Annotated in this window: 22 protein-coding genes and 1 pseudogene; 13 read left to right on the top strand and 10 right to left on the bottom strand. The window is 49.8% G+C overall.

The features are described from left to right. Positions 1-147: 147 nt before the first annotated feature. The 4 genes from TW89_RS11665 to yajC form a co-directional block, all read right to left on the bottom strand. On the bottom strand, positions 148-1,029 hold the full coding sequence (locus TW89_RS11665; protein ID WP_128581522.1) for a carbohydrate kinase family protein: 882 nt from the start codon (positions 1,027-1,029) through the stop codon (positions 148-150). Between the two features lie 325 nt (positions 1,030-1,354). After that, on the bottom strand, positions 1,355-2,290 hold the full coding sequence (secF, locus tag TW89_RS11660; RefSeq protein ID WP_003686183.1) for a protein translocase subunit SecF: 936 nt from the start codon (positions 2,288-2,290) through the stop codon (positions 1,355-1,357). Between the two features lie 3 nt (positions 2,291-2,293). Further along, positions 2,294-4,147 (bottom strand): protein translocase subunit SecD, encoded by a 1,854-nt coding sequence (gene secD, locus TW89_RS11655; RefSeq protein ID WP_128581521.1) that lies wholly within the window; start codon positions 4,145-4,147, stop codon positions 2,294-2,296. A gap of 75 nt (positions 4,148-4,222) precedes the next feature. Then, positions 4,223-4,489 carry a preprotein translocase subunit YajC gene (gene yajC, locus TW89_RS11650; RefSeq protein WP_049330898.1) on the bottom strand — a complete coding sequence of 89 codons (267 nt, stop codon included), beginning with the start codon at positions 4,487-4,489 and terminating at the stop codon, positions 4,223-4,225. A gap of 177 nt (positions 4,490-4,666) precedes the next feature. On the opposite strand from yajC, the gene TW89_RS11645 reads away from it, so the two are divergent. From TW89_RS11645 to copM, 5 genes are all read left to right on the top strand, one after another. After that, a complete protein-coding gene (locus tag TW89_RS11645; RefSeq protein ID WP_128581520.1) occupies positions 4,667-5,725 on the top strand; it encodes a histone deacetylase family protein in 1,059 nt (352 codons plus the stop codon). 234 nt (positions 5,726-5,959) lie between these two features. Continuing rightward, a complete protein-coding gene (locus tag TW89_RS11640) occupies positions 5,960-7,024 on the top strand; it encodes a 2,3-butanediol dehydrogenase (protein ID WP_003745670.1) in 1,065 nt (354 codons plus the stop codon). Between the two features lie 118 nt (positions 7,025-7,142). Further along, entirely contained in the window at positions 7,143-8,285 is a 1,143-nt protein-coding gene (locus TW89_RS11635) for an NADH-dependent flavin oxidoreductase (protein WP_128581519.1), read from the top strand. A 213-nt stretch (positions 8,286-8,498) separates the two neighbouring features. Then, a complete protein-coding gene (locus TW89_RS11630) occupies positions 8,499-10,094 on the top strand; it encodes a peptide chain release factor 3 (RefSeq protein ID WP_070849271.1) in 1,596 nt (531 codons plus the stop codon). 241 nt (positions 10,095-10,335) lie between these two features. Next, positions 10,336-10,719: a CopM family metallochaperone gene (gene copM, locus TW89_RS11625; protein ID WP_128581518.1), complete on the top strand. Its 384-nt coding sequence runs from the start codon at positions 10,336-10,338 to the stop codon at positions 10,717-10,719. Between the two features lie 24 nt (positions 10,720-10,743). Here the strand turns inward: copM and TW89_RS11620 are convergent. Beyond that, a pseudogene (locus TW89_RS11620) lies at positions 10,744-10,854 on the bottom strand (IS3 family transposase); the annotation flags it as partial. 138 nt (positions 10,855-10,992) lie between these two features. Continuing rightward, the gene (locus TW89_RS11615; RefSeq protein WP_283114751.1) at positions 10,993-11,706 is read right to left on the bottom strand and encodes a sulfite exporter TauE/SafE family protein; all 714 of its coding nucleotides are present in this window, start codon (positions 11,704-11,706) and stop codon (positions 10,993-10,995) included. 252 nt (positions 11,707-11,958) lie between these two features. Here TW89_RS11615 and TW89_RS11610 point away from each other — a divergent pair, with 252 nt between their 5' ends. Beyond that, on the top strand, positions 11,959-12,504 hold the full coding sequence (locus tag TW89_RS11610; protein ID WP_128581517.1) for a TIGR00645 family protein: 546 nt from the start codon (positions 11,959-11,961) through the stop codon (positions 12,502-12,504). Positions 12,505-12,572: 68 nt separating this feature from the next. Here the strand turns inward: TW89_RS11610 and TW89_RS11605 are convergent, their stop codons facing one another. Beyond that, on the bottom strand, positions 12,573-13,523 hold the full coding sequence (locus TW89_RS11605) for a bile acid:sodium symporter family protein (RefSeq protein ID WP_128581516.1): 951 nt from the start codon (positions 13,521-13,523) through the stop codon (positions 12,573-12,575). A gap of 203 nt (positions 13,524-13,726) precedes the next feature. After that, entirely contained in the window at positions 13,727-14,614 is an 888-nt protein-coding gene (locus TW89_RS11600; protein ID WP_283114749.1) for a YicC/YloC family endoribonuclease, read from the bottom strand. A 138-nt stretch (positions 14,615-14,752) separates the two neighbouring features. Between TW89_RS11600 and rph the strand changes: the two genes are divergently transcribed. From rph to TW89_RS11565, 7 genes are all read left to right on the top strand, one after another. Next, complete coding sequence (rph, locus tag TW89_RS11595; RefSeq protein WP_003745651.1) at positions 14,753-15,481, top strand: ribonuclease PH; 729 nt, start codon at positions 14,753-14,755, stop codon at positions 15,479-15,481. Positions 15,482-15,652: 171 nt separating this feature from the next. Next, positions 15,653-16,873, top strand: a complete 1,221-nt coding sequence (locus tag TW89_RS11590; RefSeq protein WP_128581515.1) for an aspartate kinase — start codon at positions 15,653-15,655, stop codon at positions 16,871-16,873. A 336-nt stretch (positions 16,874-17,209) separates the two neighbouring features. Continuing rightward, positions 17,210-17,860 (top strand): hypothetical protein, encoded by a 651-nt coding sequence (locus TW89_RS11585; protein WP_128581514.1) that lies wholly within the window; start codon positions 17,210-17,212, stop codon positions 17,858-17,860. A 79-nt stretch (positions 17,861-17,939) separates the two neighbouring features. Next, entirely contained in the window at positions 17,940-18,266 is a 327-nt protein-coding gene (locus TW89_RS11580; protein ID WP_223168895.1) for a purine permease, read from the top strand. A 68-nt stretch (positions 18,267-18,334) separates the two neighbouring features. Next, positions 18,335-18,658, top strand: a complete 324-nt coding sequence (locus TW89_RS11575; RefSeq protein WP_128581513.1) for a dimethyl sulfoxide reductase — start codon at positions 18,335-18,337, stop codon at positions 18,656-18,658. Positions 18,659-18,752: 94 nt separating this feature from the next. Beyond that, positions 18,753-19,163 carry a hypothetical protein gene (locus TW89_RS11570; protein WP_128581512.1) on the top strand — a complete coding sequence of 137 codons (411 nt, stop codon included), beginning with the start codon at positions 18,753-18,755 and terminating at the stop codon, positions 19,161-19,163. Positions 19,164-19,328: 165 nt separating this feature from the next. Further along, positions 19,329-19,736 (top strand): hypothetical protein, encoded by a 408-nt coding sequence (locus tag TW89_RS11565; protein WP_128581511.1) that lies wholly within the window; start codon positions 19,329-19,331, stop codon positions 19,734-19,736. A 102-nt stretch (positions 19,737-19,838) separates the two neighbouring features. On the opposite strand, the gene TW89_RS11560 is transcribed toward TW89_RS11565, so the two are convergent. Together TW89_RS11560 and TW89_RS11555 are read right to left on the bottom strand one after the other, a co-directional pair. Beyond that, positions 19,839-20,279 carry a DNA polymerase III subunit chi gene (locus tag TW89_RS11560; protein ID WP_128581510.1) on the bottom strand — a complete coding sequence of 147 codons (441 nt, stop codon included), beginning with the start codon at positions 20,277-20,279 and terminating at the stop codon, positions 19,839-19,841. A 37-nt stretch (positions 20,280-20,316) separates the two neighbouring features. Continuing rightward, entirely contained in the window at positions 20,317-22,803 is a 2,487-nt protein-coding gene (locus TW89_RS11555) for a heavy metal translocating P-type ATPase (protein ID WP_128581524.1), read from the bottom strand. Positions 22,804-22,860: the final 57 nt, after the last annotated feature.

Here is a 22,860-nt window from a genome sequence, read left to right as displayed (position 1 = left end):
GTGTCCGGGGAGGATTAAGGGGGTATTTGAGTAGAGTCAGGAGTGATTTGGAATAGGAACAGCCGAAAACCTGTGTTTGGATTTTGGCTGTTGGGGGAAGGACTTTTTTGCAAAGGTCTCGGCCTTTTTATGTCTCTTGTCAAAATATCAAGCAGGATTCATAAACGCTTCAACTTCTTCCAAAGAAATATCCGCCGTCGCGCCATGACGTGAAGCCACCAATGCACCCAGCGCACAAGCAAAAGCAATGGCTTCTTGAGGAGGCGCATTATTGAGCAGCTTGTAAGTCAAACCGCCAAGGAAGCTGTCGCCGGAGCCGACAGTATCCACCACTTTGACGCGGAAACCGCAATGGCGGTATAACTCGCCGTCCTTATACAAAACTGCGCCATGGCTACCCAAAGTCACACAAAGAATTTTGACGCCGGTCAGCTCAACGAGGTAGCTGATATTTTGCTCGATACTGTGATAAGGAGAGCCGTAAGCCGCAGCCAATTCATACAACTCATCATCATTGAGTTTGACCATATCGGACTGTTTCATAGTCTCCAACAAGCGGTCAATATCGTAATGAGGCTTACGCAGATTAACGTCAAAAATTTTGAATTTGGCTTCTTTCAGCAAAACAGCCAAACTTTTACGCGAAACTTCATCGCGGGTTGCCAAGCTGCCAAAAACGAAAGCATCGGATTCTGCCACACGTTTAATTGCCGCATCATCAACCGCAATCCTGTCCCACGCGCAAGGATAAACAATCTCATAAGACGCGCTGCCAGACTTGTCCAAGTGTACTTTCACCAAACTGGTCGCACATTCGTGACAAACCTGCAAATAATCAGTATTGACGTTTTTACTTTGAATTTGACGTAGCAATTCTTCGCCATCGGCATCATCGCCGCGACGGCTGATGATGGCAGCATCGATACCCAAAGACTGCAAACGGACAGCAACATTCAAGGGGGCGCCACCCAATACTTTTCCCTTTGGAAAATCGTCCCACAGCACTTCGCCGAAACTGGTTACTTTCATTCTTGGCCTTCCTTTTTTGAGGTTGATTGGCAGGGTCTGCACACCCGACAGATTTTTTGCAAATCATGTACTTGTAGTAAAACTCCAGCATCGGGGGCAAAAGTATTATGTTTTAAAATATTGGGACTGACAAGCAATTAAGGGCACATCAGACAATAAACTTGATTCATCACAAAATTATATTGTTCCTATTTTTTTCTTTTTCTTTCACATTTATCCCCTCCTATTTCATTAAAACAAAATATTCTGAAATTTAAATACAAAAGGCCGTCTGAAAACTGATTCAATCAATTTTCAGACGGCCTTTATCGCAGCATTGCAGCGATTAAACTACAACTTCTTCTTTTTTCTTCACTTCTTTGGCAATGTTCTCACGACTCAAGCCAAACATCAGCAAGAGCGGGCTGGCAACCAATACGGAAGAGTAAATACCGAATACGATACCGATGGTCAGCGCCATGGAGAAACCGTGCAAGGCTGCACCACCAAACACCAGCATAGAAACAACCATTGCCTCGGTCGAACCGTGGGTAATGATGGTACGGCTCATAGTTGCAGTAATCGCGTTGTCGATAACTTCTGGCACAGTGTGGCCGCGCATATGCGGCTTACGGAAGTTTTCACGAATACGGTCAAACACAACCACAGATTCGTTCACGGAATAACCCAAAACTGCCAAAATACCTGCCAAGACAGTCAGAGAGAATTCCCATTGGAAGAAGGCGAAACAGCCGAGAATAATTACGATATCGTGCATATTCGCAATAATCGCGGATACTGCAAAACGCCACTCAAAACGCATGGATAAGTAAATAATGATACCTGCCACCACAAAGCCTAATGCCATCAAACCATTGGTGACCAATTCTTCACCGACTTGAGGGCCGATGAATTCGACTTGGCGCAAGGTAACGTCAGGATTGTCTTTTTTCAGCAAATCCATCACTTGGTTGGACAGCTGGGCGGAGGTTACGCCTTCTTTGTTCGGCAGGCGGATCATGATGTGCTTGTTCGTACCCAAGGCCTGAACCTGTACATCACCCATTTTCAGCGTATCGAGGCGTTCGCGTGTTTTATTCACATCAACGCCTTGCTGATATTGGACTTCCATCACCGTACCGCCGGTAAATTCGACGGAGAAATTCAGGCCTTTGGTTACCAAAAAGAACACGGCGGCGATAAACGTAACCAACGAAATAAAGGTCGTCAGTTTGCCGTAGCTCATAAACGGAATATCGCGTTTGATTTTAAATAATTCCATGTTTTACTCCTTGCCTTCTGCCATTTCAGCTTTCGGCTTCCATACCGAACCGATGGAAATATTTTGCAATTTGCGGCGACGGCCGTACCACAGGTTGACCAAAGCACGGAACACGACCACGGATGAATACATCGAAGTCAGAATACCGATACAGTGTACAACCGCAAAACCACGTACCGGGCCGGAACCGAATACCAACAAAGCGATACCGGCAATCAGGGAGGTCAAGTTGGAGTCGACAATGGTTGCCCAAGCGTGTTGGAAACCGAGGTTGATGGCCTGCTGCGGTGCGACACCGGCACGCAGTTCCTCACGGATACGTTCATTAATCAACACGTTGGAGTCAATCGCCATACCCAAGGTCAAAGCCAAGGCGGCAATACCCGGCAAGGTCAGCGTTGCCTGCATGGCAGACAAAATACCCACCAAAAACAAGATATTGGTACTCAAGGCAATGGTAGAGAAGAAACCCATCAAGCGATAGTAAATCACCATGAATGCAGCAACAGCGGCAAAGCCCCACAAGGTAGAGTGGAAACCTTTTTCAATGTTTTCTTTACCCAAAGACGGGCCGATGGTACGTTCTTCGACAATCTGCATCGGCGCGGCCAGCGAACCGGCACGCAGCAACAATGAAGTATCGTTGGCTTCGGCTGTCGTCATGCTGCCGGAAATCTCCACGCGGCCGCCGGTAATGGCGGCACGGATGACTGGTGCGGTAACGACTTCGGATTTACCTTGGTCGATCAACACCATAGCCATACGTTTACCCACATTGGCCGAAGTCAATTCGCCAAAAATGCTGCCGCCCGCACTATCCAGGCTCAGGCTCACGGCAGGCGCGCCCATTTGGTCAAAGCTAGGTTGCGCATCGTTGATGTTGTCGCCGGTCAGTTCAACTTGTTTGTTGACCAAGATAGTTTCCGGATGATCGCCACCGCTTGACAGCAATTCGTAACCGGTCGGCACATTGCCGTTTAAAGCTTCTTGCAATTTGATCGGATCGTCTTCCACCATACGCACTTCCAAAGTCGCGGTACGGCCGATAATGTCTTTGGCTTTGGCAGTATCTTGTACGCCCGGCAGCTGTACGACAATGCGGTCAAGGCCGGATTGTTGGATAACCGGTTCGGCTACGCCCAATTCGTTCACACGGTTGTGCAACGTATTGATGTTTTGTTTAACCGCATCAGAACGTACTTTATTGATTGCCTCTTCAGACAAAGTCAGCACGATATTGTTGCCGTCCGGCAGCAGCGTGGCTTCAGGGAACAATTTTTGCAACTGAGGCAAGGCTTTTTGTACATCAGTAGCATCTTGCAAAGGCACGGTCAGACCGTTTTCAGTCTGATGCACCGTGCCGGTACGGATTTTTTCGCGGCGCAATTCGCGGCGGATGTCGCCGGAATAACGTTCAAACGTTTTCTGCATCGCGGCTTTCATGTCCACCTGCATGGTGAAATGCACGCCGCCGCGCAAGTCCAGACCCAGGAACATCGGATTGGCTTTGATTTTTGCCATCCACTCAGGGCTGTCTGCCAACAGGTTTAGCGCGGTAATATAGCCCTCGCCCAAAGTATTTTCGATGACGTCGCGCGCTTTCAGTTGCGTTTCGGTATCTTTAAAACGCACTTTCAGCGAGTTGTCGACGATGAACATACCATCAGTCTGAATACCTGCCTGTTTCAGCGCGGCATCCACTTTAGACTGGGTTTGATCGTTGATCACGATGGCTTGTCGGTTGGTCGATACCTGTACGGCAGGCGTTTCACCGAAAAGGTTGGGCAGCGAGTAAACAGCCGCAACCACAATCGTGAACGCAATCAGCAGGTATTTCCATAAAGGATAACGGTTCATGGTAAACCTTTGCTTTATTTATAAAGGCAAACAGCCGCGCTCGGAAAATGAGGCGGCTTTTTGCAAAAAAACGGATTATTCGGCTTTCGCGGCAATCGCGTTGCGCTCAACTTCCACTTCGATTTTCGCACCTTGACCGATGTCCACGGTAAAAAACTGTTCGCCGACCTTGGTAATACGACCTCTGAAACCTGCTGCCAAAACAACCTTATCACCGACTTTCAAAGTGGCAAGCACGGCTTGGTGTTCCTTGAATTTCTTGTTTTGAGGGCGTATGAGCAAGAAGTAGGCAAAAACCATAATCAGTACGAAAGGGACCAATTGGGACACTGCTTGATTCATAATATATCCGTTCTTTCAAGTTTTAGATTAAGTAAAAAACTGCACACTGCAATCAAATACATTGGTTGGACTGCAAAATTGAGCTATTCTAAAGGTCGTCTGAAAAATTTCCAAGTATTTCCGTATTTATTAACCATATTTAGCAGTCTTTACGACTTGTCCGACACATACTGTTCCATGTTCAAAAAAATCCTTTGGCGCATCAGCACCCGCCTACGCCGTTTGTTTGGCAAAAACGCCCGCACCGTATGGATTTCGCATCCGATATTCCTACAGCACCAGCCGGGGCCTAACCATCCCGACAGGCCCGAACGCATCAGCTCCATTCAAACTGCCTTAAAACAAGAAGGCATTTGGCGTCGCCTGCAAACCACCGAAGCACCGGAAATCAAAGATGCGCAGCTGGCATTGGTCCACTCGCGCAACTATCTGCACGAATTGGAGGCCGCCCAGCCGCTACCCGGCAAAATCCACCGCATCGATGACGATACGGTCATCTGCCACGACTCCCTTCAAGCCGCCCGTTTTGCGGCCGGAGCCGTTGTCAAAGCAGTCGATATGGTGATGAACAAAAAGGCCTGGCATGCTTTTTGCGCCATCCGCCCACCCGGCCACCATGCCCACAGCAACAGCGCCGGCGGATTCTGCCTCGTTAACAACACCGCCGCCGGCGTGATGTACGCCATTGCCCAATACCGCTTGCAACGCATCGCCGTCATCGATTTCGACGTCCACTTCGGCGACGGTACGGCGGAGATTCTCCAAGACGATCCGCGCGTGATGTTTTTCAACCTGTTTGAAACCGACATCTTTCCCTTCCCTCAGGCGGAACAATACGCCGGCAATAAGAATATGCTGCATACGCCCCTCAAACCGGGCACAGGCAGCCGTATCTTCCGCACGACCATCCGCGAACAATGGCTGCCCAAGCTCACGGCCTTCCGCCCCGAGTTGGTGTTGCTTTCGGCAGGTTTTGACGGGCATAAACAAGACGAAACAGGCCGTCTGAACCTGCATGAAGCCGACTTTGCCTGGCTGACGCACAAAATCGTCCAAGCAACGGCAAGCTGTCAAGGACGTGTCGTTTCCGTACTGGAGGGCGGATATACCTTGGAATCCATGTCTAAATCCGCCGCCGCCCACATCCGCGTATTGGCGGGCTTAAGCAAGGCCGACTACGTCATCGCCTACCAAAAGCATCTGAAGCGCGGCAAAAGTAACAATCTTACACCATAACGCATTCAAACTATTGCCACAGGCCGTCTGAAAACAGATTATCCATTTCAGACGGCCTTTTTTTTTCATTTACAAACTTTAATTTGAGCAAAGACAAACCATTTCCATATTATCAGTAGTAAAATAACAAACATAAAACATATCAATAAAAACATTTCACACGCCACACTGCTTCCCTTTCCCCAATTGACCGTCTTTTTCAGACGGCCTCCACTTTAAAAAAGGAGCGTTACAATGAAAGCAGCACGTTTTTATAACAAAGGCGACATCCGCATCGAAGACATTCCCGAGCCAACCGTAGCTCCGGGTACTGTCGGCATCAATGTTGCTTGGTGCGGTATCTGCGGTACCGACCTGCACGAATTCATGGAAGGCCCGATTTTCATTCCGCCTTGTGGCCATCCGCACCCAATCTCCGGCGAGTCTGCGCCAGTTACCATGGGTCACGAATTTTCCGGCGTGGTTTATGCCGTCGGCGAAGGCGTGGACGACATCAAAGTCGGCCAACACGTTGTTGTCGAACCCTACATCATCCGCGACGACGTACCAACCGGCGAAGGCAGCAACTACCATCTCTCCAAAGACATGAACTTCATCGGCTTGGGCGGCTGCGGTGGCGGCTTGTCTGAAAAAATCGCCGTCAAACGCCGTTGGGTACACCCTATTTCCGACAAAATCCCATTGGACCAAGCTGCTTTGATTGAGCCTCTGTCTGTCGGTCACCATGCTTATGTACGCAGCGGCGCGAAAGAAGGCGACGTCGCCTTGGTTGGCGGCGCAGGCCCAATCGGTTTGCTGTTGGCCGCCGTATTGAAAGCCAAAGGCATCAAAGTCATCATCACCGAATTGAGCAAAGCGCGTAAAGACAAAGCACGCGAAGCCGGCGTTGCCGACTACATCCTCGACCCATCTGAAGTCGATGTCGTTGAAGAAGTGAAAAAACTGACCAACGGCGAAGGCGTAGACGTTGCATTCGAATGCACCAGCGTCAACAAAGTGCTGGACACCATGGTCGAAGCGTGCCGTCCGACTGCGAAAGTCGTCATCGTATCCATTTGGAGCCACCCCGCTACCATCAACGTCCACAGCGTTGTGATGAAAGAACTGGACGTGCGCGGCACCATCGCCTACTGCAACGACCACGCCGAAACCATCAAATTGGTTGAAGAAGGCAAAATCAACCTTGAGCCTTTCATCACTCAACGCATCAAACTGGACGAATTGATTTCCGAAGGCTTCGAGCGCTTGATCCACAACAACGAATCCGCAGTAAAAATCATTGTTAATCCTAATCTTTAATCCTAAGGCTTAAAGAATAAACAGGCCGTCTGAAACTTTTCAGACGGCCTGTTTACTTGATAAATTCCCGAATGGCCCAATTCTCTGCCAACCATTCACTTATCAAGAGTAAAACTCCATGAATCCAAAATACGCCCCACTCTTCCAAACATACACCCTCAATAACGGCGTAACCATCAAAAACCGCCTTGTCGTCGCCCCCATGACCCATTTCGGCTCACAAGCCGACGGTTTGATCAGCGACCAAGAGCGTACTTTCCTCAGCAACCGCGCAGGCGATATGGGCATGTTTATCACTGCCGCCACTTTGGTTCAAAAAGACGGCAAAGCCTTTCACGGCCAACCTGAAGCCACAGGCGAACACTGCCTCGACAGTCTGAAAGAAACCGCACAAATCCTGCAACAGCAAGGCGCAAAAGCGATTTTGCAAATTCATCACGGCGGTTCCAAAGCCATTGATGACCTTTTGGACGGTCTCGACAAAATCAGCGCTTCCGCCAGCGAAGCCGAACACGCACGCGAAGCGACCGCAGAAGAAGTCGAAGCACTCATCGCCTCTTATGCGCAAGCCGCCGATTTGGCGCTTCGTGCCGGTTTTGACGGCGTGGAAATCCACGGCGCGAACGGCTATTTAATCCAACAGTTTTACTCCGCCCAAAGCAACCGCCGCAATGACCAATGGGACAGCAGCTTGGAAAACAGAATGCGCTTCCCTCTGGCCGTTATCGATGCCGTGGTTGCCGTCCGTGAAAAACACCAGCACAATGACTTCATTATCGGCTACCGCTTCTCCCCCGAAGAGCCGGGCGATGACGGCTTAACCATGACCGAAACCGGCGCACTGATTGACGCATTGGTACAAAAACCGCTGCAATATCTGCACGTTTCCCTGTGGGAATTTGATAAAAAAATCCGTCGCGGCGGCGATACCGCCCAAACCCGTATGCAGTTTATCCACGAACGCATCAACGGCAAACTGCCGCTTATCGGCGTGGGCAACCTATTTACCGCCGACCAAATTTTGGCCGCCTATGAAACCGGCTGGGCAGAATTTATCGCATTGGGCAAAACTGTGATGATTAATCCGCACATCGCCACGCAAATCCGTGAAGGCCGCGAAGATGAAATCGAAACGCAACTCGACCCGACGCGCGCCGACCATTACGGCCTCCCCGACACCTTGTGGGGATTTGCCTCCAGCGGTACGCAATCATGGCTGCCGCCGGTAAAAGGCGCGGAATGGAAACCGATGGATATTTAATCATCGATTCATAACCAAAGGCCGTCTGAAACTTTTCAGACGGCCTTTGTTTTGGTACAAACATTGAATTATCAAGCATTTTTTTGTACAATTCCGCATCTTTCAATCTATTGCAGGGCGTGTTGCACACGCCCTTATTTTAGCCTGTTTTCCAACACCCATATCCTTCAGGCCGTCTGAAAAAGCGGCCTGAAACTTTTTGCAAAGAAAACCATGTCCCAAGAAATCCTCGACCAAGTGCGCCGCCGCCGCACGTTTGCCATCATCTCCCACCCCGACGCGGGTAAAACCACGCTGACCGAAAAACTGCTGCTGTTTTCAGGTGCGATTCAAAGCGCGGGTACGGTAAAAGGCAAAAAAACCGGCAAATTCGCCACCTCCGACTGGATGGAAATCGAGAAGCAGCGCGGCATTTCCGTGGCCTCGTCCGTGATGCAGTTCGACTATAAAGACCATACCGTCAACCTCTTGGACACGCCGGGACACCAAGACTTCTCCGAAGATACCTACCGTGTATTGACCGCCGTCGACAGCGCGTTAATGGTCATCGACGCGGCAAAAGGTGTGGAAGCGCAAACCATCAAACTCTTGAACGTCTGCCGCCTGCGCAACACGCCGATTGTCACGTTCATGAACAAATACGACCGCGAAGTGCGCGATTCTTTGGAGTTGCTGGACGAAGTGGAAAACATCCTGCAAATCCGTTGCGCGCCCGTAACCTGGCCGATCGGCATGGGCAAAAACTTCAAAGGCGTCTACCACATCCTGAACGATGAAATCTATCTCTTTGAAGCCGGCGGCGAACGCCTGCCGCACGAGTTCGACATCATCAAAGGCATCGACAATCCTGAATTGGAGCAACGCTTTCCGCTGGAAATCCAGCAGTTGCGCGACGAAATCGAATTGGTGCAGGCGGCTTCCAACGAGTTCAATCTCGACGAATTCCTTGCCGGCGAACTCACACCCGTGTTCTTCGGCTCGGCGATTAACAACTTCGGTATTCAGGAAATCCTCAATTCATTGATTGACTGGGCGCCTGCGCCGAAACCGCGCGACGCGACCGTGCGCATGGTCGAGCCGGACGAGCCGAAATTTTCCGGATTTATCTTCAAAATCCAAGCCAATATGGACCCGAAACACCGCGACCGTATCGCCTTCTTGCGCGTCTGCTCCGGCAAATTCGAGCGCGGCATGAAGATGAAACACCTGCGTATCAACCGCGAAATCGCCGCCTCCAGCGTGGTAACCTTCATGTCGCACGACCGCGAGCTGGTAGAAGAAGCCTACGCCGGCGACATCATCGGCATCCCGAACCACGGCAACATCCAAATCGGCGACAGCTTCTCCGAAGGCGAGCAACTGGCGTTTACCGGTATCCCATTCTTCGCGCCCGAACTGTTCCGCAGCGTACGCATCAAAAACCCGCTGAAAATCAAGCAACTGCAAAAAGGTCTGCAACAGCTTGGCGAAGAAGGCGCGGTACAGGTGTTCAAACCGATGAGCGGCGCAGATTTGATTTTGGGCGCGGTCGGCGTGTTGCAGTTTGAAGTCGTTACCTCGCGCCTCGCCAACGAATACGGCGTAGAGGCCGTGTTCGACAGCGCATCCATCTGGTCGGCACGCTGGGTATCGTGCGAAGACAAGAAAAAGTTGGCGGAATTTGAAAAAGCCAACGCAGGCAATCTGTCGATAGACGCAGGCGGCAACCTCGCCTACCTTGCTCCTAACCGCGTCAACCTGAATCTGACGCAAGAACGCTGGCCGGACATCGTGTTCCACGAAACGCGCGAGCATTCGGTTAAACTGTAAAACACAAAGGCCGTCTGAAACATTCAGACGGCCTTTTTTTCATTCGATATCAACCCAATAAATCCCAAGCAAACTTCCCAATGGTCAGGCACAGCAGCAACATAAATCCGTAACGCAGCTCAAATATTGTCTTATTTTAGCTTTTAGCACCTCACCAAACATTTTCGGAATAAATGTTGACTTTAACTTTAGGTCAAAGTTTATAATTTGTGCTCCTTCAGTTATCACATAGGCGAAAAACATGAAAAAACTTATGACTTTTATCACACTTAGCGCTGTTGCAATTTCAAATTATGCCCAAGCTAATGAACAACCGCATCAAGCACACATGAATATGCCAATGTCGACAAATTCTGCAATGCAACAAGAATTAATGCAAGGTATGAATCAAATGAATCAAGACATGATGGCAGCTGCGCAATATAAAGATCCTGATGTTGCTTTTGCAGCAGGTATGTTGCCACACCATATTGGCGCAGTAAAAATGGCGGAAGTTGAATTAAAATACGGAAAGGATCCTGAGATGCGTAAGCTTGCTGAGGATATTATTAACGCACAACAAGCGGAAATTGAACAAATGCAAAAATGGCTTAAAGCACACAACAAAAAAAGCTCCGTAAAATGATCTGACCCCAAAAGTTAGACTGATTTAGTTCAAGGACTGAGTTCTGTAATTCACAGAGCTCAGTCCTTTTAGTTTCCCCTGAATGCGCTCATGGTTGTAATAATGAATGTACTCATGAATCGTTTTTTCCAGTTGTTAGAACGTCTCAAATCATTAATCTGACACAAGAACGCTGGCCGGATATCGTATTCCACGAAACACGCGAGCATTCGGTTAAACTGTAAAATGCAAAGGCCGTCTGAAACTTTCAGACGGCCTTTTTTTCATTCAATATCAACCCAATAAATCCCAAGCAAACTTCCCAATGGTCAGGCACAGCAGCAACATAAATCCGTAACGTAGCAGCTTGGTTCCGCCGCGCATTGCCAAGCGCGCGCCGACCACGCCGCCGCATAAATTCGCCACCGCCAACGGTATTGCCCATGCCCACACGACATGGCCTTGCGGGATAAAAAACGTCAGCGCGGCAAGATTGGTGGTCGAATTGATGACCTTTGCCGAAGCGTTGGCCGCCAGAAAATCATAGCCGTAAAAGCGGACGAACACAAAAGCCAGCAGGCTACCCGTCCCCGGCCCGAACACGCCGTCGTAAAACCCGATTAACGCGCCGAAAAATAAGCCCCATAAAGTTTCGCGGCGCGTCAGCTTTTCAGTGCGCACCGTCTGCCCCAAGTCTTTTTTCAAAAAAGTGTACAAACACATGGCAATCATGATGACCAGCATTGCCGGTTTCATGTATTGCACGGGGAAATACACCACCGTTTTCGCGCCCAAATATGAAGCGGCAAACGCCAACGCCGCGGCAGGCAGCAGCATTTTCCACGGCACGGGGATTCGGCGCAGATATTGCCCCGTCGCGGTCAACGTGCCGCAGCAGGAAGCAAATTTATTGACACCCATCACCGAGGCCACAGGCATGGTATTTGGCAATAGGTTGAACAATCCGGGAATCTGCAACAGCCCGCCGCCGCCAACCGCCGCATCCATCAGCCCTGCGGCAAAGCCGACCAACACCAGATAATAAAAAACGAATCTGCAAACATAATGTCCATCTCTAAAAAGCAAAGCGATTTTGCGCGTGTTTGCCTGTCCTGACAACCTACAAGGCCGTCTGAAAAACAAGGAACGATATTCTGTTTTCAGACGGCCTTTCTTTTTAAATTCAGCCACTCAAATTGCAGCTTAAAAACTTTTCCATTAAAATGCCGCCCCTTATCTTTCCTACACACAACACATTTTATGGAACATTCCACTCCAACCAAACGCACAGCCCACGACCGAATGGGCATCTTCGCGCATTTCATTTTCGCCAGCCGTTGGCTGCAACTGCCGATTTATATAGGCTTGATTATCGCCCAAGTCATTTATGCCTGTAAGTTCCTCAAATCCTTGTGGCACTTGGTATCCAATTTCAGCATCATGGATGAAAACACCATCATGATCGCTGTATTGAACCTGATTGATGTCGTGATGATTGCCAATCTGCTGACCATGGTTATCGTCGGCGGCTACGAGACCTTTGTCTCACGCCTCCACGTTGACGAACATCCCGACCAACCCGAATGGCTCAGCCACGTCAATGCTTCGGTTTTGAAGGTCAAACTGTCGATGTCCATCATCAGCATCTCTTCCATCTATTTGCTGCAAACCTTCCTCAACGCCGCCAATCTGTCGGAAAAACAAATCATGTGGCAATGTATTACCCACATCTGCTTCCTGATTTCCGCCCTCGCCATGGCTTTAACGGACAAAATCGTGTACAGCACGACACATAAAGCACATTGATAAAAAGCAATCAAAAGGCCGTCTGAAATATTTCAGACGGCCTTTTGTTATCTGGTAATGTTTACAACTTATTGCTTACGCTTGTCCCACCAGGCAAACAAATTACCCAAAACCGTTCCCGATACAGAGTGCCAAACGCAGGCAACGGCGGCGGCAACGGCGGACTCGGCATTACCGGGGAAGAATTTAGCACTCAAACCGGTGGCAAGTCCGGCATTTTGTACGCCGACTTCGATGGCGAGGGTGCGTTTTTTAGCGGTGTTCATGCCGGTCAATGCGCCACTGTAATAGCCGAGGATGTAGCCGCCGATGTTGTGGGCGGCGATGGCGAGTACCATCACGAAGGCGGATTCGGCGAAACGGTGGCCATGAACGGCAGCAACGCCGCCGACAATACATGCAAACGCGATAACGGCAACAGCAGGCATAATCGCGCGCACGTCTTCAAACCAATGTTTTTTATGCAGCAATATATTGGCGACAGAACCGATAACGACAGGCAACAGAGTAACGAGCAGCATAAATTTGAACATACCCCAGCCGTCCATTTCGACGGTTTGTCCGACCAAATAAGTCATCCACAGCGGCGTCATCACAGGAGCGAGGACGGTGGAAACAGTGGTCATGCCAACCGAAAAGGCAACATCGCCTTTAGCCAAAAAACTCATGATATTGGACGAAACACCGCCCGGGCAGGTACCGACCAAAACCAAACCCAGCGTCAATCCGGACGACAGGTCGAAGGCTCTGGCAATACCGATGGCGAGCAAGGGCATAATCGTGTATTGGGCGATGGCGCCGATAAAAATATCGAGCGGACGTTGCGCCAGAATTTGATAATCTTCTTTGCCCAAAGTCATGCCCATACCCAGCATGATAATGCCGAGTACGACGACTTGCGTATCGCCTTTTACCCACGAAAAAGTGGCCGGTTCAATAAAGGCGATGATGGAGGCAAGGACGATAATCAGGGCGGTGAAGCGGGTCATTTGCCGACTGACTGCGGTTAGAAAGTTCATGTTTTTACTCCTTTGTATGTTTTTATCATGACAATAATTGCCATAATTTAACACATGTTAACTCTTTAGCGCAATGATAGTCACGAAACAGGAAGCCCGCCTCCAATAATGTTAAAAATAAACTCAACCGGTTCCGTCCCATATCAACACAAAGGCCGTCTGAAACTTTTCAGACGGCCTTGTTTTATCTGTTCATGATCGATTTATTCGATATTTTGAACCTGTTCGCGCATTTGTTCGATTAAGACTTTCAGTTCGACAGAAGCTTGCGTGCATTCGGCGGCGATGGCTTTGCTGCCCAATGTATTGGCCTCGCGGTTAAGCTCCTGCATCAGGAAATCCAAGCGTTTACCTGCACTGCCCTTACCTTCGGTAACGATACGGCGTACTTCGGCGATATGGGTGCGCAAACGGCTGAATTCCTCATCCACATCGGATTTTTGGATGAACAAAGCAAATTCCTGTTGCAAGCGGTCGTTGTCGATATTGCCGACGGCTTCTGCCAAACGGGTTTTGACTTTATCCATATGCGCTTGCAGAAGGCTGGGGAACAATTCGTTCAAAGCGTCCACAATCTCTTCCATGCCATCCAGGCGTTGCAGCAGGTGCTCGCCCAGTTTTTTGCCTTCGCGTTTGCGGGCGGCTGTAAACTCTTTCAAAGCGCTGGTCAATAAATCTTTAACGCCTTTGGCCAAAGCCTCGGCATCTTCGCCCTGGCCTGCCAAAACGCCGGGGAAACGCAAAACGTCTGCCACGCTCAGCTTGCCGAAATTGTGTTCCTTGCGCCATTCTTTGTTCAAATGCGCCAGTTGTGCGACTAAATCCTGATTGACTTCCAAAGTCTGACCGCCCGAAGCCGCATCTTGCAGCTGAACACGACACTCCAATTTACCGCGCGCCACAGCCGCGGCAATCTGCTCGCGCAACGCGCCTTCCAAATAGCGCAACTCTTCCGGCATACGGAATTGAACATCCAAATAACGATGGTTGACCGCGCGGATTTCCAAATTAATCCGCTTGCCGCCGCATTCGCCTGCGGCATTAGCAAAGCCGGTCATGCTGTGGATTTGAATAGTTCGTCTTGTAGCCATGGTTTTACTCCGTTTCCAAATACGAGTGAAAGTATGGACACTATAACACACCCGACCGACGATTTTCAGACGGCCTTTGATGCCAAATTCCTCTATAATTCAAGGCAAGCTATTTTTTATTCCTCCCAAAGGACCATCATGAGCGACTACACCCGCACCGGCCGCGCCGCCGACAGCCTGCGCAATATCAAAATTACCCCAAACTTTCTTCCCCACGCCGACGGTTCCTGCCTTATCGAGTGCGGCAACACCAAAGTGATTTGCACGGCTTCCATCGACGAAAATGTCCCACCGTTCCTACGCGGTAAAGAACAAGGCTGGGTAACGGCCGAATACGGCATGTTGCCGGCTTCCACCGCCTCCCGTATGCGCCGTGAGGCCGCCGCAGGCAAACAATCCGGCCGCACGCAAGAAATCCAACGCCTGATCGGCCGCTCGCTACGCGCCGTCGTCGATATGGAAAAACTCGGTGAACGCCAAATCCTGATTGACTGCGACGTCATCCAAGCCGACGGCGGCACGCGTACCGCCTCCATTACCGGTGCCTACGTTGCCCTGCAAATCGCCGTAGACAAACTCCTTTCAGACGGCCTTATCAGCGAAAACCCCATCCGTGAAGCCGTTGCCGCCGTTTCCGCCGGCGTGGTGGGCGGTGTACCGCTTTTGGACTTAGACTATCCCGAAGACTCAGGCTGCGACAGCGACGTCAACATCATCATGACCGCATCCGGCAAAATAATCGAAATCCAAGGTACGGCCGAAGGCGCACCGTTCAGCATCGAAGAATTGGGCAAACTCATTGCCCTCGCACACAAAGGGATTGCCGAATTAGTCCAACACCAAAAGGCCGCCCTTTTGTCCCGATAAGCAGCAAGGCCGTCTGAAAGATTTCAGGCGGCCTTTTTTAACCCCGTCCATTTATGCGCATTTACTCAAAAAAGCGCCTCCCATCCTTGAATTTCATGTAAAAAATAGTAATAATAACCCTTTTTCCAGCAAACCAAGCTGCCCGACAACCCCCACAAGAAAGCACGAAACATGGCGTTAATCGTACATAAATACGGCGGCACATCAGTAGGCTCGCCCGAACGCATCAAAAACGTAGCCAAACGTGTCGCCAAAGCCCGCGCCGAAGGACACGACATCGTAGTCGTCGTATCCGCCATGAGCGGCGAAACCAACCGACTGGTCGCACTGGCGCACGAAATGCAAGAGCATCCCGATCCGCGCGAACTCGACGTCGTTCTCGCTACCGGCGAACAAGTGACCATCGGCCTACTGGCCATGGCTCTGAAAGACATCGGCGTTGACGCCAAGAGCTACACCGGCTGGCAAGTCGCCCTCCAAACCGACACTTCCCACACCAAAGCCCGCATCGAAAACATCGACGACGAAAGAATGCGTGCCGATTTGGCCGACGGTAAAGTCGTTATCGTAGCCGGTTTCCAAGGCATCAGCAGCGAAGGCAATATCTCAACCCTCGGCCGTGGCGGTTCCGACACCTCCGCCGTTGCCATCGCCGCAGCCCTCAAAGCTGACGAATGCCAAATTTATACCGACGTGGACGGCGTTTACACCACCGACCCGCGCGTCGTACCCGAAGCGCGCCGCATGGACACGATCACTTTTGAAGAAATGATCGAATTGGCCAGTCTCGGCTCAAAAGTTTTACAAATCCGCTCCGTAGAATTCGCCGGAAAATACAAAGTGCGCCTGCGCGTACTCAGCAGCCTGCAAGATGGCGGCAACGGCACCCTGATTACCTTTGAAGAGGACGACAACATGGAAAGAGCAGCCGTAACCGGTATCGCATTCGACAAAAACCAAGCCCGCATCAACGTACGCGGCGTACCTGACAAACCCGGCGTTGCCTACCAAATCCTCGGCGCAGTGGCCGATGCCAACATCGAAGTCGACATGATCATCCAAAATGTCGGCAGCGAAGGCACAACCGACTTCTCCTTCACCGTTCCACGCGGCGACTACAAACAAACCATCGAACTCCTGCAACAGCGCCAAGACAGCATCGGCGCCGCCTGCATCGACGGCGACGACACCGTATGCAAAGTCTCCGCAGTCGGCTTGGGCATGCGTTCACACGTCGGCGTAGCCGCCAAAATCTTCCGCACCCTCGCAGAAGAAGGCATCAACATCCAAATGATTTCAACTTCCGAAATCAAAGTATCCGTCCTGATTGACGAAAAATACATGGAACTGGCTACCCGCGTTCTGCATAAAGCATTCGACTTAGGCAACTAATTTCCAGCCTGTCAAAGAGGCCGTCTGAAACTTTATTGTTTCAGACGGCCTTTTTTATTTCATCGCACTAGTTAATAACACCTTAATAAAAAAATCTACTTTAATTCAAAACAGCACAGTTTGCCTTATTATTACCCTTGTTAATTTCATTATATGTTCAATATTTCACAACCACCCATCTTGGCCGTTTAATTCCAAAAATATACCACTTAACCTAATTTGAGAAAAATAAACAAATCTGTAATAAAATAGAACAAAAGTACAAACAATTATCTACGCTCATCAATAAAAACAAATTTCCCCCAATTTTCTCCTAACTTAAGAAGGAATCCTAATATGAACGTATTAAACAAATTCGGTATGCTGATCTTGTCCGCTTCCCTACTGGTAGCCTGCGGCGACTCCGGCAATAAAGGCAGCAGCGACAAACCGGCAGAACAAGTTGCCCAAAGCGAATCTAGCTCTGCCAACAAATACGAAAAAGCCCTGAGCGAATTCCCAGAAGCAGATCCTAAACTGGCCGAACCTATCGTCATTTCCGATAAAAAATCTCCAGACGGTCTTGCCGAATTGCAAAAATTCATTCACTTCACCACCGGTGAAGAAGCTCAAAGAATTACTCAGCTAGGCCTAGAATTGCAAAACTTGGCTAACCAAAATAAAGAAAAGGAAGCTTTGGAGCAGATGAACAAACTGACTGCCGCACTGGAACAATTCCATCAGAGCGCAGCTGCCCTCGACATCAAAGATCCTGAAATCAAAGCAGTTCTGGATCGTGCATTACAAGTCAGCAGTGCTGCCAACAACATGATGATTTATGCAGGCAAACATGCTTCTGAGCTGACTATCAACGGCAAAGATAAAGATTCGCTCAAATTTGCCAATGATTTCCAAGAAAAATCTCAAAAATTGCAAGAAACCCTGCGTGCAGCCAATCAAGAAATACAAAAAGCTGCCGAAGCTTTAGGCAAAAAATACTCCCAATAAGCCTATTGTTTCCGATAAATAGCGGTAGTATCGGCAACATCGATACCACCTTTCCAAACCCTAAGTCAGGTTGAACACAATGAACAATCTTAATCCTTCACTCCCCTGCCCACACTGCCATGCCCCGATCCAAGGCGGATTGGTTAAAGGTTTGGCCGCAGTCAAAGAATGCCCTTCCTGCCATAAAAAAGTCAAATTCAAAAAACCGCCTGTTGGCGAATATTTCAAAGCTTTACTGAAGCCTTTTGCTATTTTTGTAGTAGTTGTCTGCATCGTAGCGGCAATACTGATCAGCCTGTTTGGTACATTTCCCCCATATATCAGTACGGCATTAGTTATAGGCTTTCTCGTCTACTACATTATCCCGATTCAAAACAAACTTTCATCTTTTGAAAAAGACGAATAAACATATACTTTGCCCATCCAACCCGCTTTTCCGGATGGGCAATACTTTATACGGCCCAATAAAAAATAATGAAATCGTCCCCATTTTCTTGTCCTCATTGTTCCAATCCGATTCGGGGTAGTGCATTCAAAGGACTGAAAAGCATTAAAGAATGTCCGACCTGCCACAAAAAAGTCCGCTATAAGCAACCGACTGCAAAAGAAATCCGCCAAGCGACATGGAAAAAGAGCGTTATTTTCCTTGCCCTGCTGACATTATACCTTGCCTTTCTAATTGCACTATTGCGCGCAGATATTCCTTTTACGTATCTTATCCTCCCTATCATGATCTATTTGGTTGCAGTCTTCCAGCCTGCCATTATCAAGCTTTCTTCATTTGAGAAAGACGAATAGCCTGCTTTCAGACGGCCATTGCCTTCGATAACAAGGTTTGGCCGATACCGATTTTAATCCTTATCCCCGATATTCTATCCAAGGCTTTTATTACATGAAACGTCCAATCCCTGTTACCATCGCTACCGTTCTCTATTTCATCCTAACTGCCCTTACTTGCTTTATCACTGTTGCTCTTGCAATTTATTCGGGCGATGTACTGATAGAGGTTGCAGCCTTAGCATTCCCTTTCCTGCCTTGGTGGCTGTCTATGCCCCTATACTTCATACTCCTTTCCTTGCCGGTATTTATTGCCGTCGGTCTGCTTTCAGGCAACCGTTCCGCCCGTTGGCTGGCTGTTTTGTTGGCGGCCGCTTCGTTGATCATGGTGTATAGCGATATGGCGAGCTATAGTTCCCAACAAATCATTATTCAATCCATACTCCACCCTGTTTTGCTGCTCCTCATCTTCAATCCGGTATCCAACCGCTATTTCGCCAACGCGGCCTCCAAAACCGAATCCTGAACCATCATTTTTTGACTTCAAAAAACTTAAGGCCGTCTGAAATCCTTGCCCTTACGCAAATCTTTTTCAGACGGCCATAAAATAGAATGGCAGACGGCCTTTCATACAATCAATAATGCGTTTCCCTTAGCAGCTTTAAATACCAAACTGTAAGCAAACAAACCCATGAAATCAGTTTTTCCTATTTTCTTTATCCTGCTCAACTTATTCTTTATCCTTTATTTGCCACGCAAACTATCCATATGGGCCCGGTTTGCGCTTTACCTGTCTATCGGTGGGCTGTTTTATTTATGGATGTCCAACAAATCTGCCCTGACCTCCCTATTTGCACACACCATTTCATTGCAACCATTCGACGTATTTCATGAGACAATCGGTTTTTCATTATTGGTTACTATCTTCCTCAATCTGTTTGACTTGTTTGCCGTACCTTCGATTGTCCGTTTCCCCAACTTAATCCTCAAAAATCCCCAACACCACCATCAGTCTGTTCAATGGTATCTTGCCAATACTTCCCTTTTCGAACGCTTTTTCCACTATTTCTACGTTTTCTGCTGTTGTCTCATATTTTAGGCATATGGCGCGAAGCCTTCCGATAATCAATCTAAAAAACAAAGGGACATCATCAAAATGTCCCTTTGTTTATATTCAGACGGCCTTGAATATCTTCAAAACTCAATCCTTTCCTTCTCTCGAAAAATGCTCAATCTCAAATCCACTCTGACGATAAGCTCGGAAACGGTCTCGGGCTTCGGCCAAATCTTCTAAGCTGTTGCCCACAATTTCAAGGATACGGTTTGGAATGGCCGGGGCTTGGCTCCAGAAATCGGCAGACAGGTTTAAAACCGTGCAATCCTGCGGAATATCCGGCAGTGCATTTCCAAACGCAAGCAATACCGGCGTTTCAGACGGCATGGGGTCGGTAGGCAGCCAGACTTCATGCGGAATAAAGCTTTCGGGAATTTGCTGCCACAAATCGATGTCGAGTTGCTGCACTGCCGCAGCAGAATCCGACCACACCAAAATCTGCCCGCCATCGCGTATGGCGCGCGCAATCAGGCGGCAGGCAAAGGCGGCCGGTTGGGCGACGTGTGTATAAAAAGTGGCTTTAGGCATGGCGTATTCTTTCGTTTAGGCAATGGATTGGCCGTTTTCAGACGGCCTTTTTGGTTTTCAACAATCTCAAGGCATTGCCCAACACCAACAGCGAGCTGAAACTCATGCCGAGCGCGGCGATCCAAGGGGTCACGTAACCAAATACGGCCAGCGGAACGGCAACCAGATTGTATGCGCTCGCCCAAGTCAGGTTTTGGCGGATGATTTGATGGGTGCGGCGTGCCTGTTCCATCATCACGGGCAAAACGTTCAAATCATCATTGAGCAAAACCACATCGGCACCATCGCGCGCCACATCGGCACTCGTTGCCACGGCTGCCGACACGTCGGCTTGGGCAAGGACGGGGGCGTCGTTGATCCCGTCGCCGATCATCATAACTTTACGTCCTTGTTTTTGCAGATTTTCTACATAAGCCAGCTTGTCTTCAGGCGTGGCTTCGGCACGATAGGCATCCAAACCCAGCTCTTGCGCGACTTGGGCGACGGCAGCCTGTCGGTCGCCGCTTAAAAGGTGCAGACGGATGCCGTGTTGTTTCAGGTTTTGCAGCATTTCAGAGGCGCTGTCTTTGATTTGGTCTTCCAGTAAAAAGGCCGTCTGAAAACCGCTTTGATTGCCCAAGAAAATAATGCTGCCTGTGTGGTCGATATGGGTAAAGGCTTCGGGCAGATTCCCGGCAATTTCCGCAACAAACGCCGCTTTGCCCAAAGCCCACACTTGGGTTTCGCCATCCAATTCGATTTGCGCACTGACGCCGTGTCCGATACGGTTGACCCGTTGCTGCACTTTCACATCAAGCGCGGATACAGGGTCGTCTGAAAGCGTATGGTTTAAAATGGCACGGGCGATAGGGTGTTCGGATTGCTGCTCCAATGCTTGGGCAACGGCAAGGGCTTGGGCTTCGTTCAGACGGCCTGCGGACAACATCCGGCTGACGGAAAGCTGCCCTTTGGTCAGCGTACCGGTTTTGTCGAACACGACGTCGTCAATTTGGGCAAGCGTTTCCAGGCTTTGTTTGCCGCTGATGAGAATGCCGTCTTTGGCCAGCGCACCGGTCGAAGCGGCCAGCGCGGTCGGAGTCGCGAGCGACAAGGCGCACGGGCAGGTAATGACCAGCAGGGCGACGGTAATCCACAAGGCAGTGTGTGCGTCGGCATACCAAGCCCAGCCGATAAAAACAGGAACCGCAAGCAAGAGTTCGCCAAACACAAAACTGGACGCGTATTTTTCGGCCAACTCGGCGGCTCGCGGTTTTTGCGCCAGCGCACGGTCGAGCAGTTTGACGATATGGGACAGGCGCGTGTTGCCGCCGGTATGGTCGGTGCGGATGATTAACGGGCTGCTGGTGTTAAGCGTACCGGCGGTTACTTTTTCAGACGGCCTTTTCACGATGGGCAGGCTTTCGCCGGTCAACATGGCTTCGTTGACCTCGCTCTCGCCGGATAAAACCGTACCGTCCACCGGAATGACTTCGCCGGGCTTCACAACAATCGTATCGCCGATATTGAGGCGGACGGCTGCGGCTTCCTCGATGGCTTCGCTTTCCGGATAAGCCGGCAAACGATGGCAAAATGCCGGAACCAGTTTGACCAACCGCTCCGCCGCATCGCCTGCTTTGCGTCGGGCAATCTGTTCCATAAAACGCCCGCCCAACAGGAAAAACAGCAGCATGGCGATGGATTCGAAATACATGCCCTGCCCTGCGTTGGTGGCCAGGCTGTAAATACCCGCGATAAAGGTCATCACAATGGCAATGGCAATCGGCGTATCCATGCCGACACGGCGGTTTTTCCAGTCGCGCCATGCGCCGCGGTAAAACGGCAACGCGCTGTAAAACACAACGGGCAACACCATCAAAAAGCCGCCCCAATGCAGGATTTCCAAATAAAGCGGCTCGATGTCGCCGCCGTAAAAATAAGTCGGCAGGGCAAACATCATCGTCTGCATCATGCCCAGACCGGCCACGGCCAATCTGACGATAAACTGCTTGCGCTCTTTCTGCGCCTGCGCTTCGATTTTTTGCGCATCATAAGGCGCGGCGGTATAACCGGTTTGGCGGATTTTCAGCAAAATATCCGACAATTCGATGTGGGCGCTGTCCCACACCACGCGGCAGCGGTGGGTGCTGTAATTCAAATCCACGCGCACTACGCCCTTCATGCGCAACAACTGCTGCTCAATCAGCCACACACACGCGGCGCAGGTAATGCCGCCCAGCATCAATACCGCCTCGCGTTCATCCCCTACGCCGACCTCGACAAAGTCCGCCTGCACTTCGGGCAAATCGTACAGCTTTAATTGCGACAACACTTCCGGCGGCGGCAATTCGGATTTTTCCGCGTCAGCGGTACGCTGTTTGTAATAATTGCCCAAACCGGCATCAATAATACTCTGCGCTACCGCTTGGCAGCCGGCGCAGCAGGTTTCGTGTTCTTCGTCTTCAAAACGAACCGTCAGATGTAGATGCTCGGGGACTTCAAGTCCGCAATGAAAGCAGTTTTTTTGGGGGTGTGTGGGAGATGTCATCATGTGTTCGATTTATTTTCCAGACGGCCTGAAACAACCGTCCCAGGGTGTTACATT

The organism is Neisseria flavescens, from assembly GCF_001618065.1.
GTDB lineage: Bacteria > Pseudomonadota > Gammaproteobacteria > Burkholderiales > Neisseriaceae > Neisseria > Neisseria flavescens_A.
The sequence above is the reverse complement of the archived record's forward strand: the minus strand, read 5'-3'. Positions and strand labels throughout refer to the sequence as shown.